The organism is Mesorhizobium sp. LMG 17147 (assembly GCF_024297145.1).
Lineage (GTDB): Bacteria > Pseudomonadota > Alphaproteobacteria > Rhizobiales > Rhizobiaceae > Mesorhizobium.
In genome coordinates, this window is sequence record NZ_JANCTC010000005.1 from 24,245 (window position 1) to 42,041 (window position 17,797).

Annotated in this window: 17 protein-coding genes and 1 tRNA gene; 7 read left to right on the forward strand and 11 right to left on the reverse strand. The window is 61.8% G+C overall.

Going from position 1 to position 17,797, the window contains the following annotated elements; genetic code table 11:
- Nucleotides 1–18 precede the first annotated feature (18 nt).
- Both NMG46_RS11455 and NMG46_RS11460 read right to left on the reverse strand, forming a co-directional pair.
- Nucleotides 19–3,105 (reverse strand): efflux RND transporter permease subunit, encoded by a 3,087-nt coding sequence (locus NMG46_RS11455; protein ID WP_254817761.1) that lies wholly within the window; start codon nt 3,103–3,105, stop codon nt 19–21.
- Complete coding sequence (locus NMG46_RS11460) at nt 3,102–4,385, reverse strand: efflux RND transporter periplasmic adaptor subunit (protein ID WP_254818057.1); 1,284 nt, start codon at nt 4,383–4,385, stop codon at nt 3,102–3,104. The genes NMG46_RS11455 and NMG46_RS11460 overlap by 4 nt, the downstream gene beginning before the upstream one ends.
- A 144-nt stretch (nt 4,386–4,529) precedes the next feature.
- On the opposite strand from NMG46_RS11460, the gene NMG46_RS11465 reads away from it, so the two are divergent.
- The 3 genes from NMG46_RS11465 (at nt 4,530) to NMG46_RS11475 (ending at nt 6,343) form a co-directional block, all read left to right on the forward strand.
- Complete coding sequence (locus tag NMG46_RS11465) at nt 4,530–5,066, forward strand: TetR/AcrR family transcriptional regulator (protein WP_254817762.1); 537 nt, start codon at nt 4,530–4,532, stop codon at nt 5,064–5,066.
- A 211-nt stretch (nt 5,067–5,277) separates the two neighbouring features.
- Complete coding sequence (locus NMG46_RS11470; protein ID WP_254817763.1) at nt 5,278–5,922, forward strand: carbonic anhydrase; 645 nt, start codon at nt 5,278–5,280, stop codon at nt 5,920–5,922.
- A gap of 13 nt (nt 5,923–5,935) precedes the next feature.
- On the forward strand, nt 5,936–6,343 hold the full coding sequence (locus NMG46_RS11475) for a nuclear transport factor 2 family protein (protein ID WP_254818058.1): 408 nt from the start codon (nt 5,936–5,938) through the stop codon (nt 6,341–6,343).
- An 89-nt stretch (nt 6,344–6,432) separates the two neighbouring features.
- On the opposite strand, the gene NMG46_RS11480 is transcribed toward NMG46_RS11475, so the two are convergent.
- Nucleotides 6,433–6,858, reverse strand: coding sequence for a hypothetical protein (locus NMG46_RS11480; RefSeq protein WP_254817764.1), 426 nt, complete (start codon nt 6,856–6,858; stop codon nt 6,433–6,435).
- Between the two features lie 295 nt (nt 6,859–7,153).
- Here NMG46_RS11480 and NMG46_RS11485 point away from each other — a divergent pair, with 295 nt between their 5' ends.
- Both NMG46_RS11485 and NMG46_RS11490 read left to right on the forward strand, forming a co-directional pair.
- On the forward strand, nt 7,154–9,208 hold the full coding sequence (locus NMG46_RS11485) for a M3 family metallopeptidase (RefSeq protein ID WP_254818059.1): 2,055 nt from the start codon (nt 7,154–7,156) through the stop codon (nt 9,206–9,208).
- 359 nt (nt 9,209–9,567) lie between these two features.
- The gene (locus tag NMG46_RS11490) at nt 9,568–10,140 is read left to right on the forward strand and encodes a dihydrofolate reductase family protein (protein WP_254817765.1); all 573 of its coding nucleotides are present in this window, start codon (nt 9,568–9,570) and stop codon (nt 10,138–10,140) included.
- A gap of 40 nt (nt 10,141–10,180) precedes the next feature.
- On the opposite strand, the gene NMG46_RS29685 is transcribed toward NMG46_RS11490, so the two are convergent.
- The 3 genes from NMG46_RS29685 to NMG46_RS11500 all read right to left on the reverse strand — a co-directional run bounded on the left by NMG46_RS29685 (nt 10,181) and on the right by NMG46_RS11500 (nt 11,957).
- Nucleotides 10,181–10,486 carry a YHYH domain-containing protein gene (locus NMG46_RS29685; protein ID WP_368389291.1) on the reverse strand — a complete coding sequence of 102 codons (306 nt, stop codon included), beginning with the start codon at nt 10,484–10,486 and terminating at the stop codon, nt 10,181–10,183.
- Between the two features lie 394 nt (nt 10,487–10,880).
- On the reverse strand, nt 10,881–11,132 hold the full coding sequence (locus NMG46_RS11495) for a hypothetical protein (protein WP_368389292.1): 252 nt from the start codon (nt 11,130–11,132) through the stop codon (nt 10,881–10,883).
- A 749-nt stretch (nt 11,133–11,881) separates the two neighbouring features.
- Nucleotides 11,882–11,957: transfer RNA gene (locus NMG46_RS11500), tRNA-Ala, on the reverse strand.
- Nucleotides 11,958–12,121: 164 nt separating this feature from the next.
- On the opposite strand from NMG46_RS11500, the gene NMG46_RS11505 reads away from it, so the two are divergent.
- Both NMG46_RS11505 and NMG46_RS11510 read left to right on the forward strand, forming a co-directional pair.
- Nucleotides 12,122–12,412: a YggT family protein gene (locus NMG46_RS11505; protein WP_023678162.1), complete on the forward strand. Its 291-nt coding sequence runs from the start codon at nt 12,122–12,124 to the stop codon at nt 12,410–12,412.
- On the forward strand, nt 12,413–12,745 hold the full coding sequence (locus NMG46_RS11510) for a DUF167 family protein (protein ID WP_254817767.1): 333 nt from the start codon (nt 12,413–12,415) through the stop codon (nt 12,743–12,745).
- Between the two features lie 253 nt (nt 12,746–12,998).
- On the opposite strand, the gene NMG46_RS11515 is transcribed toward NMG46_RS11510, so the two are convergent.
- The 5 genes from NMG46_RS11515 to NMG46_RS11535 are packed head-to-tail and all read right to left on the reverse strand — an operon-like array spanning nt 12,999 to nt 17,771.
- Nucleotides 12,999–13,967: an ABC transporter ATP-binding protein gene (locus NMG46_RS11515; protein ID WP_254817768.1), complete on the reverse strand. Its 969-nt coding sequence runs from the start codon at nt 13,965–13,967 to the stop codon at nt 12,999–13,001.
- Nucleotides 13,967–14,977, reverse strand: a complete 1,011-nt coding sequence (locus NMG46_RS11520; RefSeq protein ID WP_254818060.1) for an ABC transporter ATP-binding protein — start codon at nt 14,975–14,977, stop codon at nt 13,967–13,969. The genes NMG46_RS11515 and NMG46_RS11520 overlap by 1 nt, the downstream gene beginning before the upstream one ends.
- Nucleotides 14,974–15,891 carry a dihydrodipicolinate synthase family protein gene (locus NMG46_RS11525; protein ID WP_254817769.1) on the reverse strand — a complete coding sequence of 306 codons (918 nt, stop codon included), beginning with the start codon at nt 15,889–15,891 and terminating at the stop codon, nt 14,974–14,976. Before NMG46_RS11525 ends, NMG46_RS11520 begins: the two co-directional genes overlap by 4 nt.
- An 18-nt stretch (nt 15,892–15,909) precedes the next feature.
- Nucleotides 15,910–16,812, reverse strand: coding sequence for an ABC transporter permease (locus NMG46_RS11530; RefSeq protein ID WP_254817770.1), 903 nt, complete (start codon nt 16,810–16,812; stop codon nt 15,910–15,912).
- On the reverse strand, nt 16,812–17,771 hold the full coding sequence (locus NMG46_RS11535) for an ABC transporter permease (RefSeq protein WP_254817771.1): 960 nt from the start codon (nt 17,769–17,771) through the stop codon (nt 16,812–16,814). The genes NMG46_RS11530 and NMG46_RS11535 overlap by 1 nt, the downstream gene beginning before the upstream one ends.
- Nucleotides 17,772–17,797 lie beyond the last annotated feature (26 nt).

A 17,797-nucleotide genomic window follows, 5' to 3' on the forward strand; every position in this document is an offset into this window, starting at 1 on the left:
GTACAATATCAGTACAATCTAATCCGGCATCGCCGGCATCAGCTTCGGATCCGGCTTTTCGGCGTGATGCGGCAGGTCCTTGCTGGCGATAAAGGTGTAGAACATCGGCACCACGAACAGCGTGAACATGGTTCCGACCAGGATGCCGGTGAAGATCACCAGGCCCATCGAATAGCGTGCCGCGGCACCGGCGCCGCTGGAGATGATCAGCGGCACCACGCCTAGCGCCATCGCCGCCGTCGTCATCAGGATCGGCCGCAGCCGCACCCTGGCCGAAGCGATGATCGCATCGCGCCGCCGCATGCCGTGCATTTCACGCTGCTGGTTGGCGAACTCGACCAGGAGGATGCCGTGCTTGGTGATGAGGCCGATCAGCGTGATGAGGCCAACCTGGGTGTAGATATTGAGCGTGCCTAGCCCGATATTAAGCGGCACGATCGCGCCGAAGATCGAGAGCGGCACCGCCATCATGATGATCAACGGATCGCGGAAGCTTTCGAACTGCGCCGCCAGCACCAGATAGATGACGAGCACAGCCGCTGCGAAGGCGATGATGATCGTGTAGCCCTGTTCCTTCTCCTGCCGCGATTGACCGGTATAGTCGATGAAGAAGGTATCGGGCAGGCTTTGTTTGGCAATGTCCTCGATCGCCTGTAGCCCATCCCCGGTAGTGATGCCGGGCCGCGGCAAGGCAGAGATCGTCGCCGAGTTGAGCTGGTTGAACTGCTCGATGGCGGCCGGCGACGCGTTGGTCGAGATCTTCACCACCGCCGAGAGCGGCACCATCTCGCCAGACACGCTGCGCACGAAATACTCACCCAGTTTTTCGGGATTGTCGCGGAATTGCTGCGGCACCTGCGGGATGATGTCGTAGCTGTTGGATTCGCGGTCGAACTGCGCCACCTCGGCGCCACCGACCAGGAGGGTCAGCGTCCGGCCGATGTCGGCGATCGGCAGGTTGAGCGCGGCGGCGCGGTCGCGGTCGATCGTCACCGTCACTTGCGGCGCGTCGAAGGTCATCGAATTCTGCACGACGATGAAGCGGCCGGACGCCTGCGCCTTGTTCTTGATGTCTTCGGCCGCCTCGTACACCTGCGAGGCGTCGCCGGTAGAGCGCACCACCATTGTGATTGGCAGGCCGCCGCCGGAGCCGGGCAGCGTCGGCGGCGCGAAGACGAAAGCTTCGACGCCCGCCACCTTGCTTAGGCGGCCCGTAATGTCTTGCTGGATTTCCTTCGAGTTGCGCGCGCGCTCGGCCCAGTCCTTGAACGCAAAGCCGACGAAAGCGCTGTTCGTCTGGCCGCCGCCGAAGGCGACCGCCGAGAACTGTGCCCGCGTCTCAGGCAGGTCCTTGACCAGGCCGAGTATCTGATTGACGTAGGTTTCGGTGTAGTCCGACGTCGCGTACCGCGGCGCGGTCACCAGCGAAAGCAGGAAACCCTGGTCCTCTTCCGGCGCCAGTTCGCTCGCGGTCTTGGTGAACATGAAACCTGTCGTGGCGACCAGCGCGACGACGATCATCAGCGTCACTGGGCGATATTTCAGCGACCCGCTGACCAGCCGCTCATAGATGTGTTCGACGCGCCCGAACGTATTGTCGACAATGCGCTGGAAGCGGCTGTGCGAGCCGGACCTCAGGATACGCGCCGACATCATCGGTGTGATGGTTAGGGCGACGACACCCGAAAGCACCACCGAGCCGGCAAGCGTCACCGCGAATTCGCGAAACAGCGCGCCGGTCAGGCCGCCGGTGAAGGCCAGCGGGGCGAACACGGCGGCCAACGTTATCGTCATGGCGACGACGGCGGACGAGATCTCGCGCATGCCGTTGAAGGCAGCCTGCATCGGCGACAAACCGTCTTCCTCCATGTGGCGGTGGATGTTTTCCACCACCACGATGGCGTCGTCGACGACGAGGCCGATCGCCAGCACCATTGCCAGCAACGACAAAAGATTGATCGAATAACCCAAAGAAAACAATAGGAAACAGACGCCGATCAACGACAGCGGAATGGTCACGATCGGCATCAGCACCGAGCGGAACGAGCCGAGGAAGAGCAGGATGACGACGATGACGATGGCGACCGCCTCGCCGATGGTCTTGAACACCTCCTCGATCGACGCGCTGATCTGCTCGGTCGAGTCGTAGACGATCTCGATCGTCATGCCGAGCGGCAGCGTCTCCTGGATCGTCGGCACAATCTTGTGGATCGCCGCCGCGGTGGTCAGTGGATTAGCGGCCGGCGTCGGAAAGATGGCGAGAAAGATGCCGGGCTTGCCGTTGAACGTGACCCTGGTGTCGGTGCTCGCCGCGGCGAGCTCGACGCGGGCCACGTCGCGCAGCCTCACCACATTGCCGTCTTTCGAGCGGAGCGGAAGGGCAGCGAAAGCCTCCGGCGTCTGCAGGGTCGAGCGAACCGTGATCGAGGAAGCCACATATTCGTTTTCGGTATCGCCGGGCGCGGAGAGGAAATTCGATTCGTTGATGGCGGTCAGCACTTCCGCCGCCGTCACGCCGCGCGCCGCCAGTTTGATCGGGTCGATCCAGACACGCATCGAATATTCGGCGGCGCCGAAAATCTGCACGTCGGCGACACCTTCGACCGTCGAGATACGCGGCCGCACGACACGCTCGATATATTCGGTGAGCTGTTCCGGTGTCATGTTCGGATTCTGCATCGAGATGTACATCATCGCGAACTGCTGGCCGGTGCCCTTGACGATCACCGGGTCTTTGGTTTCGTCCGGCAGATCGCCGCGAACACTCTGAACCTTCGACAAGACTTCGTTCAGCGCGACGTCGGGGTCGGAGCCGAGCTTCATCTGCACCGTCACGGTGCTGGAGGACGGCCGGCTCGACGACGTGACATAATCGATGTTTTCGGTCGAAGCGACGGCACGCGCGATCGGCGCGGAAATGAACCCCTGGATCAGGTCGGCGCTGGCGCCGGGATAGGCCGTGGTGATGGTGATGGCCGTTTCTTCAACCTCTGGATACTGCCGAATCGAAAGGTTGAAGATGCCCTGAATACCCAGAAGCAGGATCATACAGGCAAGCACGGTCGAAAGGACCGGGCGGCGGATGAAAAGGTCGGAAAAGCTCATTGCTGGGCTGCCTGCTGGTTCCCCGGCTTGCTCGGATCGATCGTGTTGTCGACGGCAACGGACATGCCGTTGGAGAGCCGGTTCTGGCCGGCCGTAACGACTTCGTCGCCGGGCGCGATGCCCTCCAGGATTTCGACCAGGCCGGCGTTGCGGCGGCCTGGCTTGACGAACACCTGGGCGAGCACGAGCTGCGGTTTCTGTTCTTCCGCTGCCGGCTTGGCTTCCGCTGCCGGTTTGGCTGGGGTAGCAGCCGGCTTTTCGTCGGGTTTTGCCACGGGTGCTTCGGCCGCCGGCTTGGCAGCATCTGCAGCCGGCTTTTCTTCCGGCTTTGCCTCGGGAGCCGCGCCGTTGGCTTCGGCGGATTTGGCCGGGCGCACCACGAAGACGAAGTCGCCGTACAGGCTGGAGGTCAGCGCCGTCTGCGGCAGCGCCAGCACGTCGTTCTCCTCGGGCAGTTCGACGCGCACCTGGACGAACTGGCCGGGCGTCAGCTTGCCTTCGGGATTGCCGACCTCCGCCCTTACCGTCACCAGCCGGCTGGTCGGGTCGATCTTCGGATCGATGCCGCGGATGCTGCCGGTGAACGGCATGTCGCCGCCGCCGACGCCCAACCGCACCCTCTGTCCGATCTTCAGTTGCGGAAGCTGCTGCTCCGGCACGGTGAAATCGACACGCATCGTATCCATGTCCTGCAAGGTCACCACGGCGGTGCCGGGTGTGAGATACTGGCCAAGGTCGATTTTCGGAATACCGACAGTACCCTTGAAGGGCGCGGTCAACTGCTTTTGGTCGAGCACCGCTTGCAGCTTGTTTACCTGCGCGGCGGAGACCGATGCTGCTGCCTGCGCCGTGTCGAGCGTGGCATCGGTGCCGACCCCGCGCTTCTGCAGCTCGAGAGCGCGCATCAGCGTCGTCTGGTCGGAGGTGGCTTGCGCCTTCGACGCGACGAGGTCGGCTCGCTCGACGGCATCGTCAAGCTGCAGCAGGACGGCGTTGGCGGCGACCTTCTGATTGGCATGGAACAGGATGTCCTTGACGATGCCAGCAGTTTCGACCGTCAGGTCGACGCCGCGTACGGCACTGACAGTGCCGATCGCCTCGATGCCGGGGGTCCAGGACATCGGTTTGACAATGACTGTCGACACGGTCGTGGCCGGCGGCTTCATGGTGGCGAAGAACTGTTTGATCGCATTGTCGCGAAACAGGTTGAAGCCGACGATGCCGCCGCACACCAGCACGAGCAGAATGAAGGCGATGATGAAGCGCTTGATCACGAACAGTTCCCTCGGCCATGGCCCAGCATAACGGTCGGATGACCGGAACACATACCTGTGACTGGTCCCAATTTCAAATGATGGCGATCTTACTGTACCGTCTGGACGGTCTTGTCAATTCCGCCTAAGCTAATGAATGGGGAACGATTGATGAAGGTCCGCAGAGCAAATTCGCGCGAAAAAATTCTCGCTGCTGCCGCCGCGGTGGCGCGCGAGACGGGTCCTGGCAGCCTGTCGCTGGACGCTGTTGCCAGCCGTGCCGGCGTGTCGAAGGGTGGTCTTCTCTACAATTTCCCGACCAAGGCGAAATTGATGCAGGCGCTGGTGGAGGATTATCTCAGCGCATTCCAACAGGCGCTGGAGGCCGCCCGCAAGAACAGCGGCAGCGGCGAGAGCCCGCTCGCCGCCTATATCAGGCTTTCGGCCGAGCATGCCGAGGAGTCGAAGCCATCGGCATCCTGGATATTTTCGGCAATCGCCGAGGATCCCGATTTTCTAACGCCGATAAAATCGTTCAGGCGGCAGGTGTTCGAGCAGCTGAAGGAGGAGACGCCGAATCTCAAGGCGCTACTGGTCTGCTATCTCGCCATCGAGGGGCTTCGCAGCATGAACCTGTTCGGTTCGGACATTCTCTCCGTCGAAGAGCGCCGGCTGCTGATATCGACCCTGCTGGAGATCGCGGAATAGTCTAGGAATACGCCGGCCGGGTTCAGTTGCGTCGACTGTCGGGATGTGGCTGGAGCGAGGTGCCGTCCACTTGGGGCAGAGTGAGCTCCACGCTTTGAACCTGCGTCTCGGTGGTTTCCGAAAATCGGTTCCGATTTTCGGGCCGATGCGCTAGAGCCTTTCGGGATTGACCCGAGCTGCCTTCAACCCGGAAAGGCTCCCACCGCTGCCCATGCCCCATCTTCCCGAGCATCTTCTCACCGGCTACCGCAGTTTCATGAGCGGCCGCTATCTCACCGAAAGCGGCCGTTATCGCTCGCTGGCGCGGGAGGGCCAGGCACCGGAAACGATGATCGTCGCCTGCTGCGATTCCCGCGCCGCACCCGAAGCGATCTTCGATGCCGGGCCGGGCGAGTTGTTCGTGCTGCGCAATGTCGGCAATCTGGTGCCGCCCTATGCGCCCGACGATCAGTTCCACTCGACATCGGCGGCGCTCGAATTTGCCGTGCAGAGCCTCAAGGTCAAGAACATCGTGGTGATGGGCCACGGCCGCTGCGGTGGCATCCGCGCGGCACTCGACACCACGGCCGCACCCTTGTCGCCGGGCGATTTCATCGGCAAGTGGATGAGCCTGATCGCGCCTGCGGCCGAGACCGTATCGTCCAGCACCTTCATGACCGCGACCGAGCGCCAGACGGCGCTGGAGCGCATCTCGATCCGTTATTCCATAGCCAATCTGCGCACCTTCCCTTGTATTTCGATCCTCGAAGGCAAGGGGCGGCTGTCGCTGCACGGTGCCTGGTTCGATATTTCGACCGGCGAGCTTTGGGTGATGAACAAGGACACAGGCGATTTCGAGCGGCCGGAGACCGAGTAGGAGACGAGGCATGATGCGAGCTCGGTTCGCGTTCGCGGCGGCGGCACTGCTGTGCTCAGCAAATGTTGCGCGCGCCGACGATAGCGCGATCATAGACCGCTGGTATTCGGCACTGCTGGTCGTCGACCGCACCGAATTGTCGGACCTGCTCGCCGACAACGTCCGCATCAAGCTCGACGACCTCGGCGTCGTGCAAAGCAAGCAGGAATTCATCGCCTCGATCGCCGAGTGGCAGGGCGCCGTCGCCGGGGCCGAAATCCGCCACCGGATCGAGAAGACGGAGGGCGGCGTCACCACTGTGATCGCCTGCTATGATTTTCCCAGCAACGACATGCTGATGCAGGAGACTTTCGCGGTCGCCAACGACCAGATCAGCGCCAGTTCGCAAGCCGCGATCGCCGAAAATTGCGAGGGTTACTGACGAAATTTTCGTCCAGGCTATTGAGGACTGGCGCTGGAATTGCCGGTGTTATTTCGCGTCTAAAAATGCGCTATCACCGCAATTCTTGCCTAGAACGATATAGACGACACGATTGATCGGGCAACGTCTAATTCTTCTAGGTAATCTTCATCAGCAAGACATAGATACGTCATAAATACAAAATCATTTCCATTTGACATATACCATGCAGACAGCAATTTTTCGGTAGTTTCTGACAATACGCCAACAGAGACTATACCTTCAGATTCATGTTGCGTGATATGCCTTACATCTATAGAATTATGATTACAAAACTGAATCATAAATGTTCTCAGAACGTCAACATCTACGTTTGGTTTTTCTCCGCTACGATACTTCGCAATTGAGAACTGAATCGCTCCGCAGCCGTCCGTTTCTTTGGCTAAGGTAGGTGGCGATCCCTCAGGAAGATCGCCGGCTATGTCTACCCATCCGGCAGGCAGGTCGAAGGTGAGGCCATGGAATTCTACTCTCATTAAGGTTCCCTTGGATCGGGTGTCAGGTCGGATTCCAGGAATTCCGGTGAACAGTGCACCTTTTGCTGCACGGCGCGTGAGTGAGTATCCTCAGGGTCGCATACGAGTGGAAGCCTCAGTCAAGGGAAAATGCAGGCTACAAGATAATAATCTTCGTGGGCATAGAATTCGGCTCGAATGATAACTCACGGCACCATGTGCGCACGCTTTCAGCGCTAACCGGGCGCTGTTGCGCGCAACCGGCCGGCGCCTTACATCGGTGACGATTCATCTTCTCCCGCCACTCAGCGAAAGTTTGCCCATGCCGTCCACCGTCGACCTCGCCGCCCATCCGCTGACCGCATGGCAAGGGCCGCTCGGCCTGCCCGATTTCACGCGCATCGGCGATGGCGATTTTTCTCCGGTCTTCGACGCGGCCCTGAAGGCGCATGAAGCCGAGATCGAGGCGATTGCCGGCAACGCCGGGACGCCGACCATCGAAAACACGCTTGCCGCGCTCGAGCTTGCCGGCGAGGCTCTCGACCATGTCTCGTCGATCTTCTGGTGCCGCGCCGGCGCCCACACCAACGAGGCGATCCAGGCGCTGGAGCGCGACATCTCGCCGAAGATGTCGCGGCACTTCTCGGCAATCTCGATGAACGAACGCCTGTTCGCCCGCATCGACCACCTCTATCAGCGCCGCGATGCTTTGAAGCTCGATGCCGAAACGCTGCGGGTCTTGGAAAAGACCTGGAAAAACTTCGTTCGCTCCGGCGCCAGGCTCGACGCCGAAGGCAAGAAGCGGCTGGCCTCGATCAACGAGGAATTGTCGTCGCTCGGCACCAATTTCGGCCAGAACGTGCTTGCCGACGAGCGCGACTGGGCGTTGTTCCTCGACGAGGCCGACCTTGCCGGCCTGCCGGAATTCCTGAAGAGCTCGATGGCGGAAGCCGCCGAGATGCGCGGCCAGAAGGGCCGCTACGCCGTCACTCTGTCGCGTTCGATCTACGAGCCGTTCTCGACCTTCTCAGAACGCCGCGATCTGCGCGAGACAGCGTTCCACGCCTTCATCATGCGTGGTCAGAATGGCGGCGCTACCGACAACACGGAAGTGGTGCGCGACATGCTGCGCCTGCGCGCCGAGAAGGCGAAGCTGCTCGGCTATGCTTCCTACGCCGCATTGAAGCTCGACGATACCATGGCCAAGACGCCGGAGGCGGTGCACGCGCTGCTCGATCCGGTCTGGGAAAAGGCGGTGGAAAAGGCCGCAAGCGACCAAGCCGAATTGCAGCGGCTGGCGGCCGAGGCCGGCAGCAACGAAAAATTCGCCGCCTGGGACTGGCGCTTCTATCAGGAGAAGCTGCGCGCAGAGAAATTCGCCTTCGACGAGGCCGAGCTGAAGCCGTACCTGCAGCTAGACCGCATCATCGACGCCTGTTTCGATGTGGCAACACGATTGTTCGGCATTTCTTTCGAAGAAAAGAAGGGCATTGCCACCTGGCATCCCGACGCACGTGTTTTCGTGGTGAAGAATGTCGACGGCAGCGAGCGCGGCCTGTTCCTCGCCGACTATTTCGCGCGACCCTCGAAGCGCTCCGGCGCCTGGATGAGCGCGCTGAAATCCGGCTACAAGCTTGGCGACGGCTCCAAGCCGGTCATCTACAACATCATGAACTTCGCCAAGCCGCCGGCCGGCGAGGCCGCCTTGCTGTCGGTCGATGAAGCCAAGACGCTGTTCCATGAATTCGGTCATGCTCTGCACGGCATGCTGACCGACGTCACTTGGCCGTCGGTCGCTGGCACCTCGGTCAGCCGCGATTTCGTCGAACTGCCTTCGCAGCTTTACGAGCACTGGCTGACGGTACCGGCGGTGCTGGAAAAACATGCGCTGCATGTCAAGACCGGCAAGCCGATGCCAAAGGCGCTGGTCGACAAGATGCTGGCGGCGCGCACCTTCGGCGCGGGCTTCGCCACGGTCGAGTTCACTGCCTCGGCGTTGGTCGACATGGCTTACCACGCGCGGCCGGATGCACCGGACCAGCCGCTTCGTTTCGAAGCCGAAACGTTGGAACGGCTTAACATGCCGGATACCATCGCCATGCGTCACCGCACCCCACATTTCGGCCACATCTTTGCCGGCGACGGCTATTCGGCCGGCTATTATTCCTACATGTGGTCGGAAGTGCTCGATGCCGACGCCTTCGCCGCCTTCGAGGAGACGGGCGATCCGTTCAATCCGGCGCTGGCCGAGCGGCTGCGCAAGAACATCTACGCCGCCGGCGGCTCGAAGGACCCCGAAGAACTCTACACCGCCTTCCGCGGCAAGATGCCTTCACCGGAAGCAATGATGGCCAAGCGCGGACTGGTGTGATGCGTGCCCGCTCTTGTCACGGTTCTCTTCCATCCTGATTGATGTCGGCCGTCATGGCGTCGGGTTGCGTGCCGCCTGATCCGGTTTCTGTCGGTCTCGGCTCGGCCTCGCTGGCTGCGGCTGTGTCGTTGAGGCGACTGCCCGCTATGCTGATCGGCCGCTGGCGCATCCGGACCGCCTTGCGACGACCGCTACGGAAATAAATCTCTCAGTCGCGAACGTCAGGCGGGGCTGGTAAGTTGATTGCCCCGACAAGCTTTTTTTCCGGAGCGATTGGCATAGTCTAGACCCATGACCAGCCAGCTGCAACGATTCCACCTGGCCATCGCGGCACGGGCATCAAGGGGGCAACGACCGTAATGCGACCGCTTCTCTACTCCATCAACGTCACCCTCGATGGTTGCTGCGACCACAACGCCATACCGGCGGACGAGGCACTGCAGCAGACGACAGTGCGCGCGATACATCGCCACGCCACCGAGAGCATCGGCCGGGCCGACGCTCTGCTCTTCGGCCGCGTCACCTACCAAATGATGGAAGGAGCGTGGCGGCTGGCGACGCGGACAATAACGCCGCCCGACTGGACGGAACCTTTCGCGCGCACCATCGACGCGATGAAGAAGTACGTCGTTTCGAGCACGCTCGACCGGGTCGATTGGAACGCGGAGCTGCTTAGCGGAAACCTTGGTGAGGCAGTACAGAAGCTCAAGGAGCAGCCGGGCAAGGCGCTGTTCACGGGCGGCGTGAAACTCCCCATGGCGCTGGCGGAGCTGGGTCTGATCGATGAGTACGAATTCGTAGTGCAGCCCAGACTTGCGGGTCATGGGCCCACGTTGTTCGCCGGGCTCTCCAAATACATCGAGTTGAAGCTCGTCGACCGGCGAGAGCTCAGCACAGGCGCCGTAGTGCTACGCTACGAGCCGAGGAGGTAGCGCGTAAGGTCAGGGAGGGCACAGGACTACTGGATTTCGATCACATCACAATCAAAGGCTTAGCGCGCACTACGTTTGGCAATGGGTATTCGCCGGTTTTGTGGTTTGTGTGACAACCGTTGTCATCGGAGCCACCGCTATGCGCATAGGCACTGGCGCAAAAGGCCGCTAACGTGAACGCCGCAAATGCGGCCAGAATTGTAGGCGAGAAATAAGCGGTGGAGCGTGGAGACCCGGATGACCGCTGACCAAAGCTCCGTTGCAAATCCCAGCCATGACGCCTGCGCCTGTTAGTAGTTTCATTGTAGGCATGACCCTCTGCTTCGTCGGGGTTCTGGCCTATCACTGGTTTGGCGCCATCGCGCTGTTTGTTGTCGGAGGGATTGGTCTTCCGGCGGTGCCCGCCTTCTCCTTATACCGATTTGATTTGAAAAACCGGAAGGCCTGTGAATGGCCTCATCCGACAGACAAGGAATCCTAGACTCCAGTAGGTCACAGTGACAGACAAAAACACAAAAAAGGCTGGGCAAGGATCAGCCATGCTCACCTCGAAGCTAGAGCTTTTGATTTCTGCCCTTTGAATTGGCGACAATATCGAGAGTTTTACCGCCAGCTATATGAAAAACATGAGTTGGTGAGGCCCCTCAAGATTGGAATCTGGGCGGGCATGGCCGTCTGGGGGCGTTCGTCATCTGGACCGTTGTCCACGGCGGAATGTGACGCTGGCCGCCCGCGCCCGCCTAATCCACCATGTCCCGTAGAGGCTTCTTGCGCTTCGGCGCCCTGTACTTCTCGACTAACCTGACCTTGTCGATATCGACCGTCACCAGCGTTCCAAGGTCGATTGTCACCTTCCCGCCTTCCTCGTCCATGCGCGTGACCTCGGCTCGCAGCTCAATCGGCTGGCCCCGCTTGACCTCGGACTTGCTGTCCCTGATCGAATGCGGGAAATGATAGCTCGGGATAGAGACGCTGACGCGGTCGTCTGTCACGCGCCTTCGAACAGTGGCGGTAACCGCCACCACGTCACCAATGCCTACTCCCCGCGCCATAAATTGAGTCTGGGGCGGCCTGTGAGGTAGTCAAGACGTTGCTAATATGCGCTTGGCGGACTGGCGAAACTCCCCCTATGTCCGGCGAATGGCAAAGGGCTGGACGTTTCAATCTCTGATCGACGCGAAAATGGCCGTTACGGCGCACTGCCATCATGCGCCATGCCACCATCGTCAAGAGTTGGATCTAACGAAGCTGAGAAAGACAGCCCCGCTTTCCTTTTTCGGTTGCCTCAACGAGGCTCACCCGCACTGGATATTCCTTATCCTGCGAACGGATCGTATCCCGCGCCAATCGGTGTGCTCTCAGAGCCATGTTCTTAGACTTCCAAACTGACTTGTCTGATGCCTATCGCATCCACGCATTATGAATAACGCGGCGGTGAGGCTGCCCCGGCTTATCTTGTTGGAGGGGGAGTTAGTTCACAAGCCTATAGAGGACAATGGCTTAGGCCAATTTAAAACGGATTTCCGGGGCGGAACAGCGGCCAAGGTTTGGCACTATGCGCGAAGATGCGAAAGCCACGGCAAGGCAAGACATCCCCCGAGGGCGGAAAGAGCGCAAATTTATTTCACAAGCATCGAAGCCGTTTGGACGGGTGCGCATCTGCACCAAGTGGAGATGGAAGTGGGGACCGACAGACACGCTTAGAAAATAGCGCGTCTTTCAGGTACCTAGGATATCCCGCTGGTGGAGCTGAGGAGGATCGAACTCCTGACCTCGTCATTGCGAACGACGCGCTCTCCCAGCTGAGCTACAGCCCCGTCCAGCGGATGGGGCTTTTATCGGCCGCTGCGGTTTCCTGTCAAGGCTGCGCTTGCTGCCGAAATGCCGGTCGGCCGTTCGTGCGCCTCGCCTACGCGTCGGAACGCGGCTCTTGCCGCTTTCAGCTACAGTGGCTACATGTCGGCAACAATCGGAGACCGGCATGATCGCCCTCATTCAGACCATTGTCATGGCGCTTGACCTTTACTGGTGGATCATCATCGCCTCGGCGATATTTTCCTGGCTCTACGCCTTCAACGTCGTCAACTCCCGCAACCAGTTCGTCGATACCATCAGCAACATGCTCTATCGGCTGACCGAACCGGCGCTGCGGCCGATCCGCCGCTTCATGCCCGATCTCGGCGGCATCGACATCTCGCCGATCATCCTGCTGCTGATCCTGTTCTTCATCCGGCAGTTCCTGCTCACCACTGTGCTTTCGCTGGTCGTCTGAGTGCAGGCGTCCCCTGCGCGCGCGTTCCGCACGCGCGCCGACGGCATCGACCTGTTCGTCCGGCTGACGCCGAAATCGGCGATGGACGGGCTCGAGGGGGCCGAAACGACCGCGGATGGGCGAAGCCATCTGAAGGCTCGCGTTCGCGCCGTGCCGGAAAACGGGGCCGCCAATCGAGCGCTGGAAAGGCTGGTCGCTAAGGCGCTTGGCGTGGCCGCTTCGGCCGTCTCGATCGTCGCCGGCGGCACCGCTCGGCTGAAGACGGTCCGTGTGCTTGGCGATCCCGCGGCGCTGGCGAAACGCATCGATACGCTGGGCACGCCTGCGCCATGATCTCGGCTCGCTCACCAACCCCGTAGAAAAAAGGCCGGGCTGCAAAGCCCGGCCAGATGTGAAGGTCGAAAACCTTCAGAGGGGAACGCGCCGGACGAATGGGAGGAAACATCCGGCGCAGCGTGCATATGGGTCGGCATCGCTGACGTTTCAATGACGGGAACGACAATAACAGCTTCGTGAAACCGGGCGGTGGATGTCGATGAACGCCTGGGATTGGGGACCTGTTTGACCGTTGTCTGGGCAATTATTCCTAAGCGATGTCGTCGCGAATGCAGGCCTTCAGATGGCCGTCGGCTGTCGCCCTCAGTGGCGGCACGGCCGCGGCGCAAGCCTCCAGCGCGAACGGGCAACGGGTTCGGAAAACACAGCCCGACGGCGGGTTCGCCGGACTGGGAATATCGCCTTTGAGCACCTGCCGGCCTTGCCTTGCCAGCGGATCGAGCGATGGAATGGCTGACAGCAGCGCACGCGTGTAGGGATGCTGCGGCCGGGCATAAAGCTCGGCGGCCGGCGCAACCTCCATGATGCGCCCGAGATAGAGCACGATGACCGTGTCGCAGATGTACTCGACAACGGCCAGATCGTGCGAAATGAACAGCATGGTCAGGCCGAGCCGGAGCTGCAGGTCGCGCAACAAATTGATGATTTGCGCCTGGATCGAGACGTCGAGTGCCGAGACCGGCTCGTCGGCGACGATGAATTCCGGCTCGAGCGTCAGCGCCCGGGCGATGCCGATGCGCTGGCGCTGGCCGCCCGAGAATTCATGGGCGTAGCGGTCATAGGCGTCGAACGGCAACTCGACCGCGGTAAGTGCCTTCGCGGCCTTCGCCCGCCGCTCGGACCTCTTGCCAATGGCTTGAATGTCAAGGCCTTCGGTGAGGATCTGCCCTATCGTCATGCGCGGCGACAGGCTGGCGAAGGGATCCTGGAAAATATATTGCATCTTGCGACGCTGGCGGCGCAACTGGGCGGCACCCAGCCTGGTGATATCGGTGCCGTCATAGGTGATTTGGCCGGATGTCGGCTCGATCAGACGCAGCACCGAACGGCCGATCGTGGTTTTGCCTGAGCCGGACTCGCCAACCAGGCCGACCACCTCGCCACGCCTGACATCGAAGGAAATGTCCTCCAGCGCCCTGACCACCGGGCCACGCGAGAACGCTGTCGGCGCAAAATGCTTGGTCAGGTTTTTGACCGAAAGGAAGGGAACGTCGGCCATCAGAGCTCCTCGCAACGCAGGCAGCGGCTTTGCTGGGTCGGCGTCGCCGCAAACAAGGGCGGGACTGCGGCACGGCAGGCAGCGATAGCCATCGGGCAGCGCGGCGCGAAGGAACAGCCTTTGGGCAGCAACGCGAGCGACGGAACATTCCCGGCAATGGTCGGCAGCGGCGTGCCCGCCAGCTTCAGTGCCGTGGCCTGGCCGAGCCGCGGCACCGAACGCATCAACCCGGCGGTGTAGGGATGACGCGGACGGGTGAACACTTCGCTCACCGGACCTGTTTCGACGATACGCCCGGCATACATCACCGCTACCCGGTCGGCGATTTCGGCGACGACGCCGAGATTGTGGGTGACGAACAGGATGCCCATGCCGCGCTGCGCCTGCAGCTCGGCCAAAAGATCGAGGATCTGGGCCTGGATGGTGACGTCCAGCGCGGTGGTCGGCTCGTCGGCGATCAGCAAGCCCGGATCGCAGGACAGGGCCATGGCGATGGTGGCGCGCTGGCGCATCCCGCCCGAAAGTTCGTGCGGATACTGCCGCGCCCGCCGCTTCGGATCGGGAATGCCGACCTGTTCCAGCAGCCGCACCGCGTCTGCTTCTGCCTCGCGGTGCGATTTGCCGAGATGAATGCGGATCGGTTCGGCGATCTGCTCGCCGATCGTGTAGACCGGGTTGAGGCTGGTCATCGGCTCCTGGAACACCATGCCGATCTCGTTGCCGCGTATCTTGCGCAGCGACTCGGTATCGAGGCTGGTCAGTTCGGTGAGCGTGCCGTTCTTGCGCCGCAGCGCGATCGACCCCTCGGCGATATGTCCGACCCTTTTCGGCAGCAATCCGATGATCGACAGGCTGGTGACGGACTTGCCCGATCCGGATTCGCCAACGAGCGCCACGGTCTCGCCGGAGCCGATCGTCAGGTCGACATCCCTTATCGCCGCGATGTCGCGCCCCGCAATGCGGAACACCGCGCGCAGGCCGGAAATCGACAGGATCGGCGTGGCGCTCAGCGGAGCAGCCCCACATCGCGAAGGATCATGTCGATCTTTGCGGTTTCCTGCTCGTTCAGGCTGCGCTGCGGCCGCGCCATGGTGTTCGAGGCGATGATGCCGAGGCTCTTCATCGCCGCCTTGAAGGCGCCGACGCCGGCCGAGCCGGCGCTGGTCCTGCCGAGCGAGATCCAGACGATCTCGAAAAGTTTCAACAACCGCTCCTGCTCCAGGCGGGCTTCGGCAAGCTGGCCCGCCTGCGTCAGCTTCCACAGCCTGACATAACCATGCGGGTCAACATTGGCGAGGCCCGGCACGACGCCATGCGCGCCCATCGCCAGCACGCTGTCGACCAGGATCTCGGAACCGGTCATGCCGAAAAAACTGGGATCGTCGGCCATGTCCTTGAGCACGTAACGCAGATTGCCGTCATCGCCGCTGGAATCCTTGATACCCGCAATGGCTCCTTCCCTGGCGAGACCGACCGTGGTCTTGCGCTCCAGCTTGACGTGCACGCAGACCGGGATGTCGTAGGCGATGACCGGAATGTCGAGCGCATCTTTGATGTAGCGGAAGTGATCGCCGATCTCGGGCTGGCTGGTGCGGGTATAAAACGGCGCGGTGACGACGATGGCGTCGGCACCGGCCGATCTGGCGATGCGGGCGTGGTTGATGACGCGGTCGGTCGTCGGGTCGATAACACCGGCGAAGATCGGAACCCGGCCGTTATTGACCTTGACCGCGTGCTCGAGGACGGCCCTGCGGCCCGCCTCGTCGTGGAAGACCACCTCGCTGGTCGAGCCCAGCACGAACAGCCCGTGGACGCCGCCGTCGAGCAGGTTCTCGATGGTGCGCGTGAACGACGGGAAATCGACGCTGAAATCGGCATTGAGCGGGGTGACGACAGGTGGGACGACGCCGGTAAACAGGGGCATTTTGATGAACCTTCGAGGTCAGTTGAGATCGGAGCGGGGATCGAATGCATCGCGCAGGCCGTCGCCGATGAAGTTGATGGCGAGCACCGTGAGCACCAGCGCGGCGCCTGGGAACATCCATTGCCACGGATAATTTTCAAGCACGACGGTGGAGCGGGCGAGATTGAGCATGTTGCCCCAGCTGGCTTCGGGCGGCGCGATGCCGAGGCCGAGGAAGGACAGGCCAGCCTCGAGCAGGATGGCGTTGGCGATCTGCAAGGTGGCATAGACGACCAGGATATCGATGCAATTGGGCAGGCCGTGCCGGAACAGCAGATGCGGCAGCCCCGCGCCCATGCCGCGGGCGGCAACGACGAAATCGCGCTCGCGCAGTTCGAGCAGCCGGGCGCGCACCATGCGCGACAGCACCGGCCAGGAAAGCAGCGAGATCACCAGTATGGTCGGCGCGATGCCGGTGCCGGCAATCGAAGCCAGCACCAGCAGGAAGATCACCGGCGGCAGCGTCATCGCCAGATCGACCAAGCGCATCACCGTGCCGTCGACGAGGCGCCCGCCAAAGCTGGCGACGGCGCCGACCAGGAAGCCGATGACGGTCGATATAGCGACCGAGCAGACGGCGACCAGCAATGAGATCCGCCCACCTTGCAGCAACCGGGCCATGACGTCGCGCCCGACGCCGTCGCTACCCAGCCAATGAATGGCCGACGGCGCCTTGTTCATCGCCCTGAGGTCGATGGCGTTCGGGCCGAACGGCCACCACAAAGAATATGTCGAAACCGCCAACAGGATCGGGATGACGATCAAAAGCCCGGCACGCGCCGCGCGGTTTTCGAAAAAGCGGTCGAACGCGCGGCGGAGCGGCCCCTTGGTCTGCGGTAACGCTGTCGGGTCGACCGTTGGGTCCGGCGCAGTGATTGCCATCACGCCACCTGAATGCGCGGGTCGACGACGGCATAGACGACGTCGGTCAACAGGTTGACCAGGATGACGCAAACGCCGATCACCAGCGTGGCGCCCATGATCACCGGGTAATCGCGGGTGCCAACGGCATTGACCAGAAGCAGTCCCATGCCCGGCCAATTGAACACGCTTTCCAGGAAGATGGCGCCGCCGATGGCGATGCCGACGGTCGAGCCGATCAGCGTAATGACCGGCAGGAGCGCGTTGCGGGTCGCATGCTTGATGATAACCCAGAACTCGCGCACGCCCTTGGCACGCGCCGTCCGCACGTAATCCTGGTTGAGCACTTCCAGCAGCGAAGCGCGCATGTAGCGCATGATCAGCGCGGCATGGCCGATGGACAGCAGGCAAGCGGGCAGGATGAGGTGCGCAAGCACGTCGGTCATCGAGAACGGCGCACCCGCGGCCTGCATGCCGCCGGACGGCGCCCAGCGCAGCAGCACCGAGAAAAAATAGAGGCCAAGCAGCGCCGTCAGAAAAGCCGGGCTGGAGATACCGATAAACGACAGCACCGACAGCGCGATGTCGAACGGTTCGTTACGGCGCACCGCACTGAAAATGCCGGCGGAAATGCCGAGCACGATGGCGATCGCCAGGCCCGTGCCCATCAGCAGCGCGGTCGGGCCGATGCGCTCCATGACCAGCGGCAGCACGGCGACGCCGCTGCGCTGGATCGAAAAGCCGAAGTCCCCGCCCAGCGCCGCGCGCAGCCAGGCCAGATATTGCACGGGAAGCGGCCGGTCGAGCCCAAGCCGTTCGCGCAGCCCCTCGAGATCGGAGGCGGACATCGGCACCGACGGGTTGATATAGGCGTCGATCGGATCGCCCGGTGCCAGCCGCAACAGGATGAAGATGAGGACGCTGAGCGCGACCAGCATCAGCAATCCTGTCGCGCTGCGGCGGGCAATGAAGCTCAACATGGGCTATCCGTGGCGGTGGCAGGCGG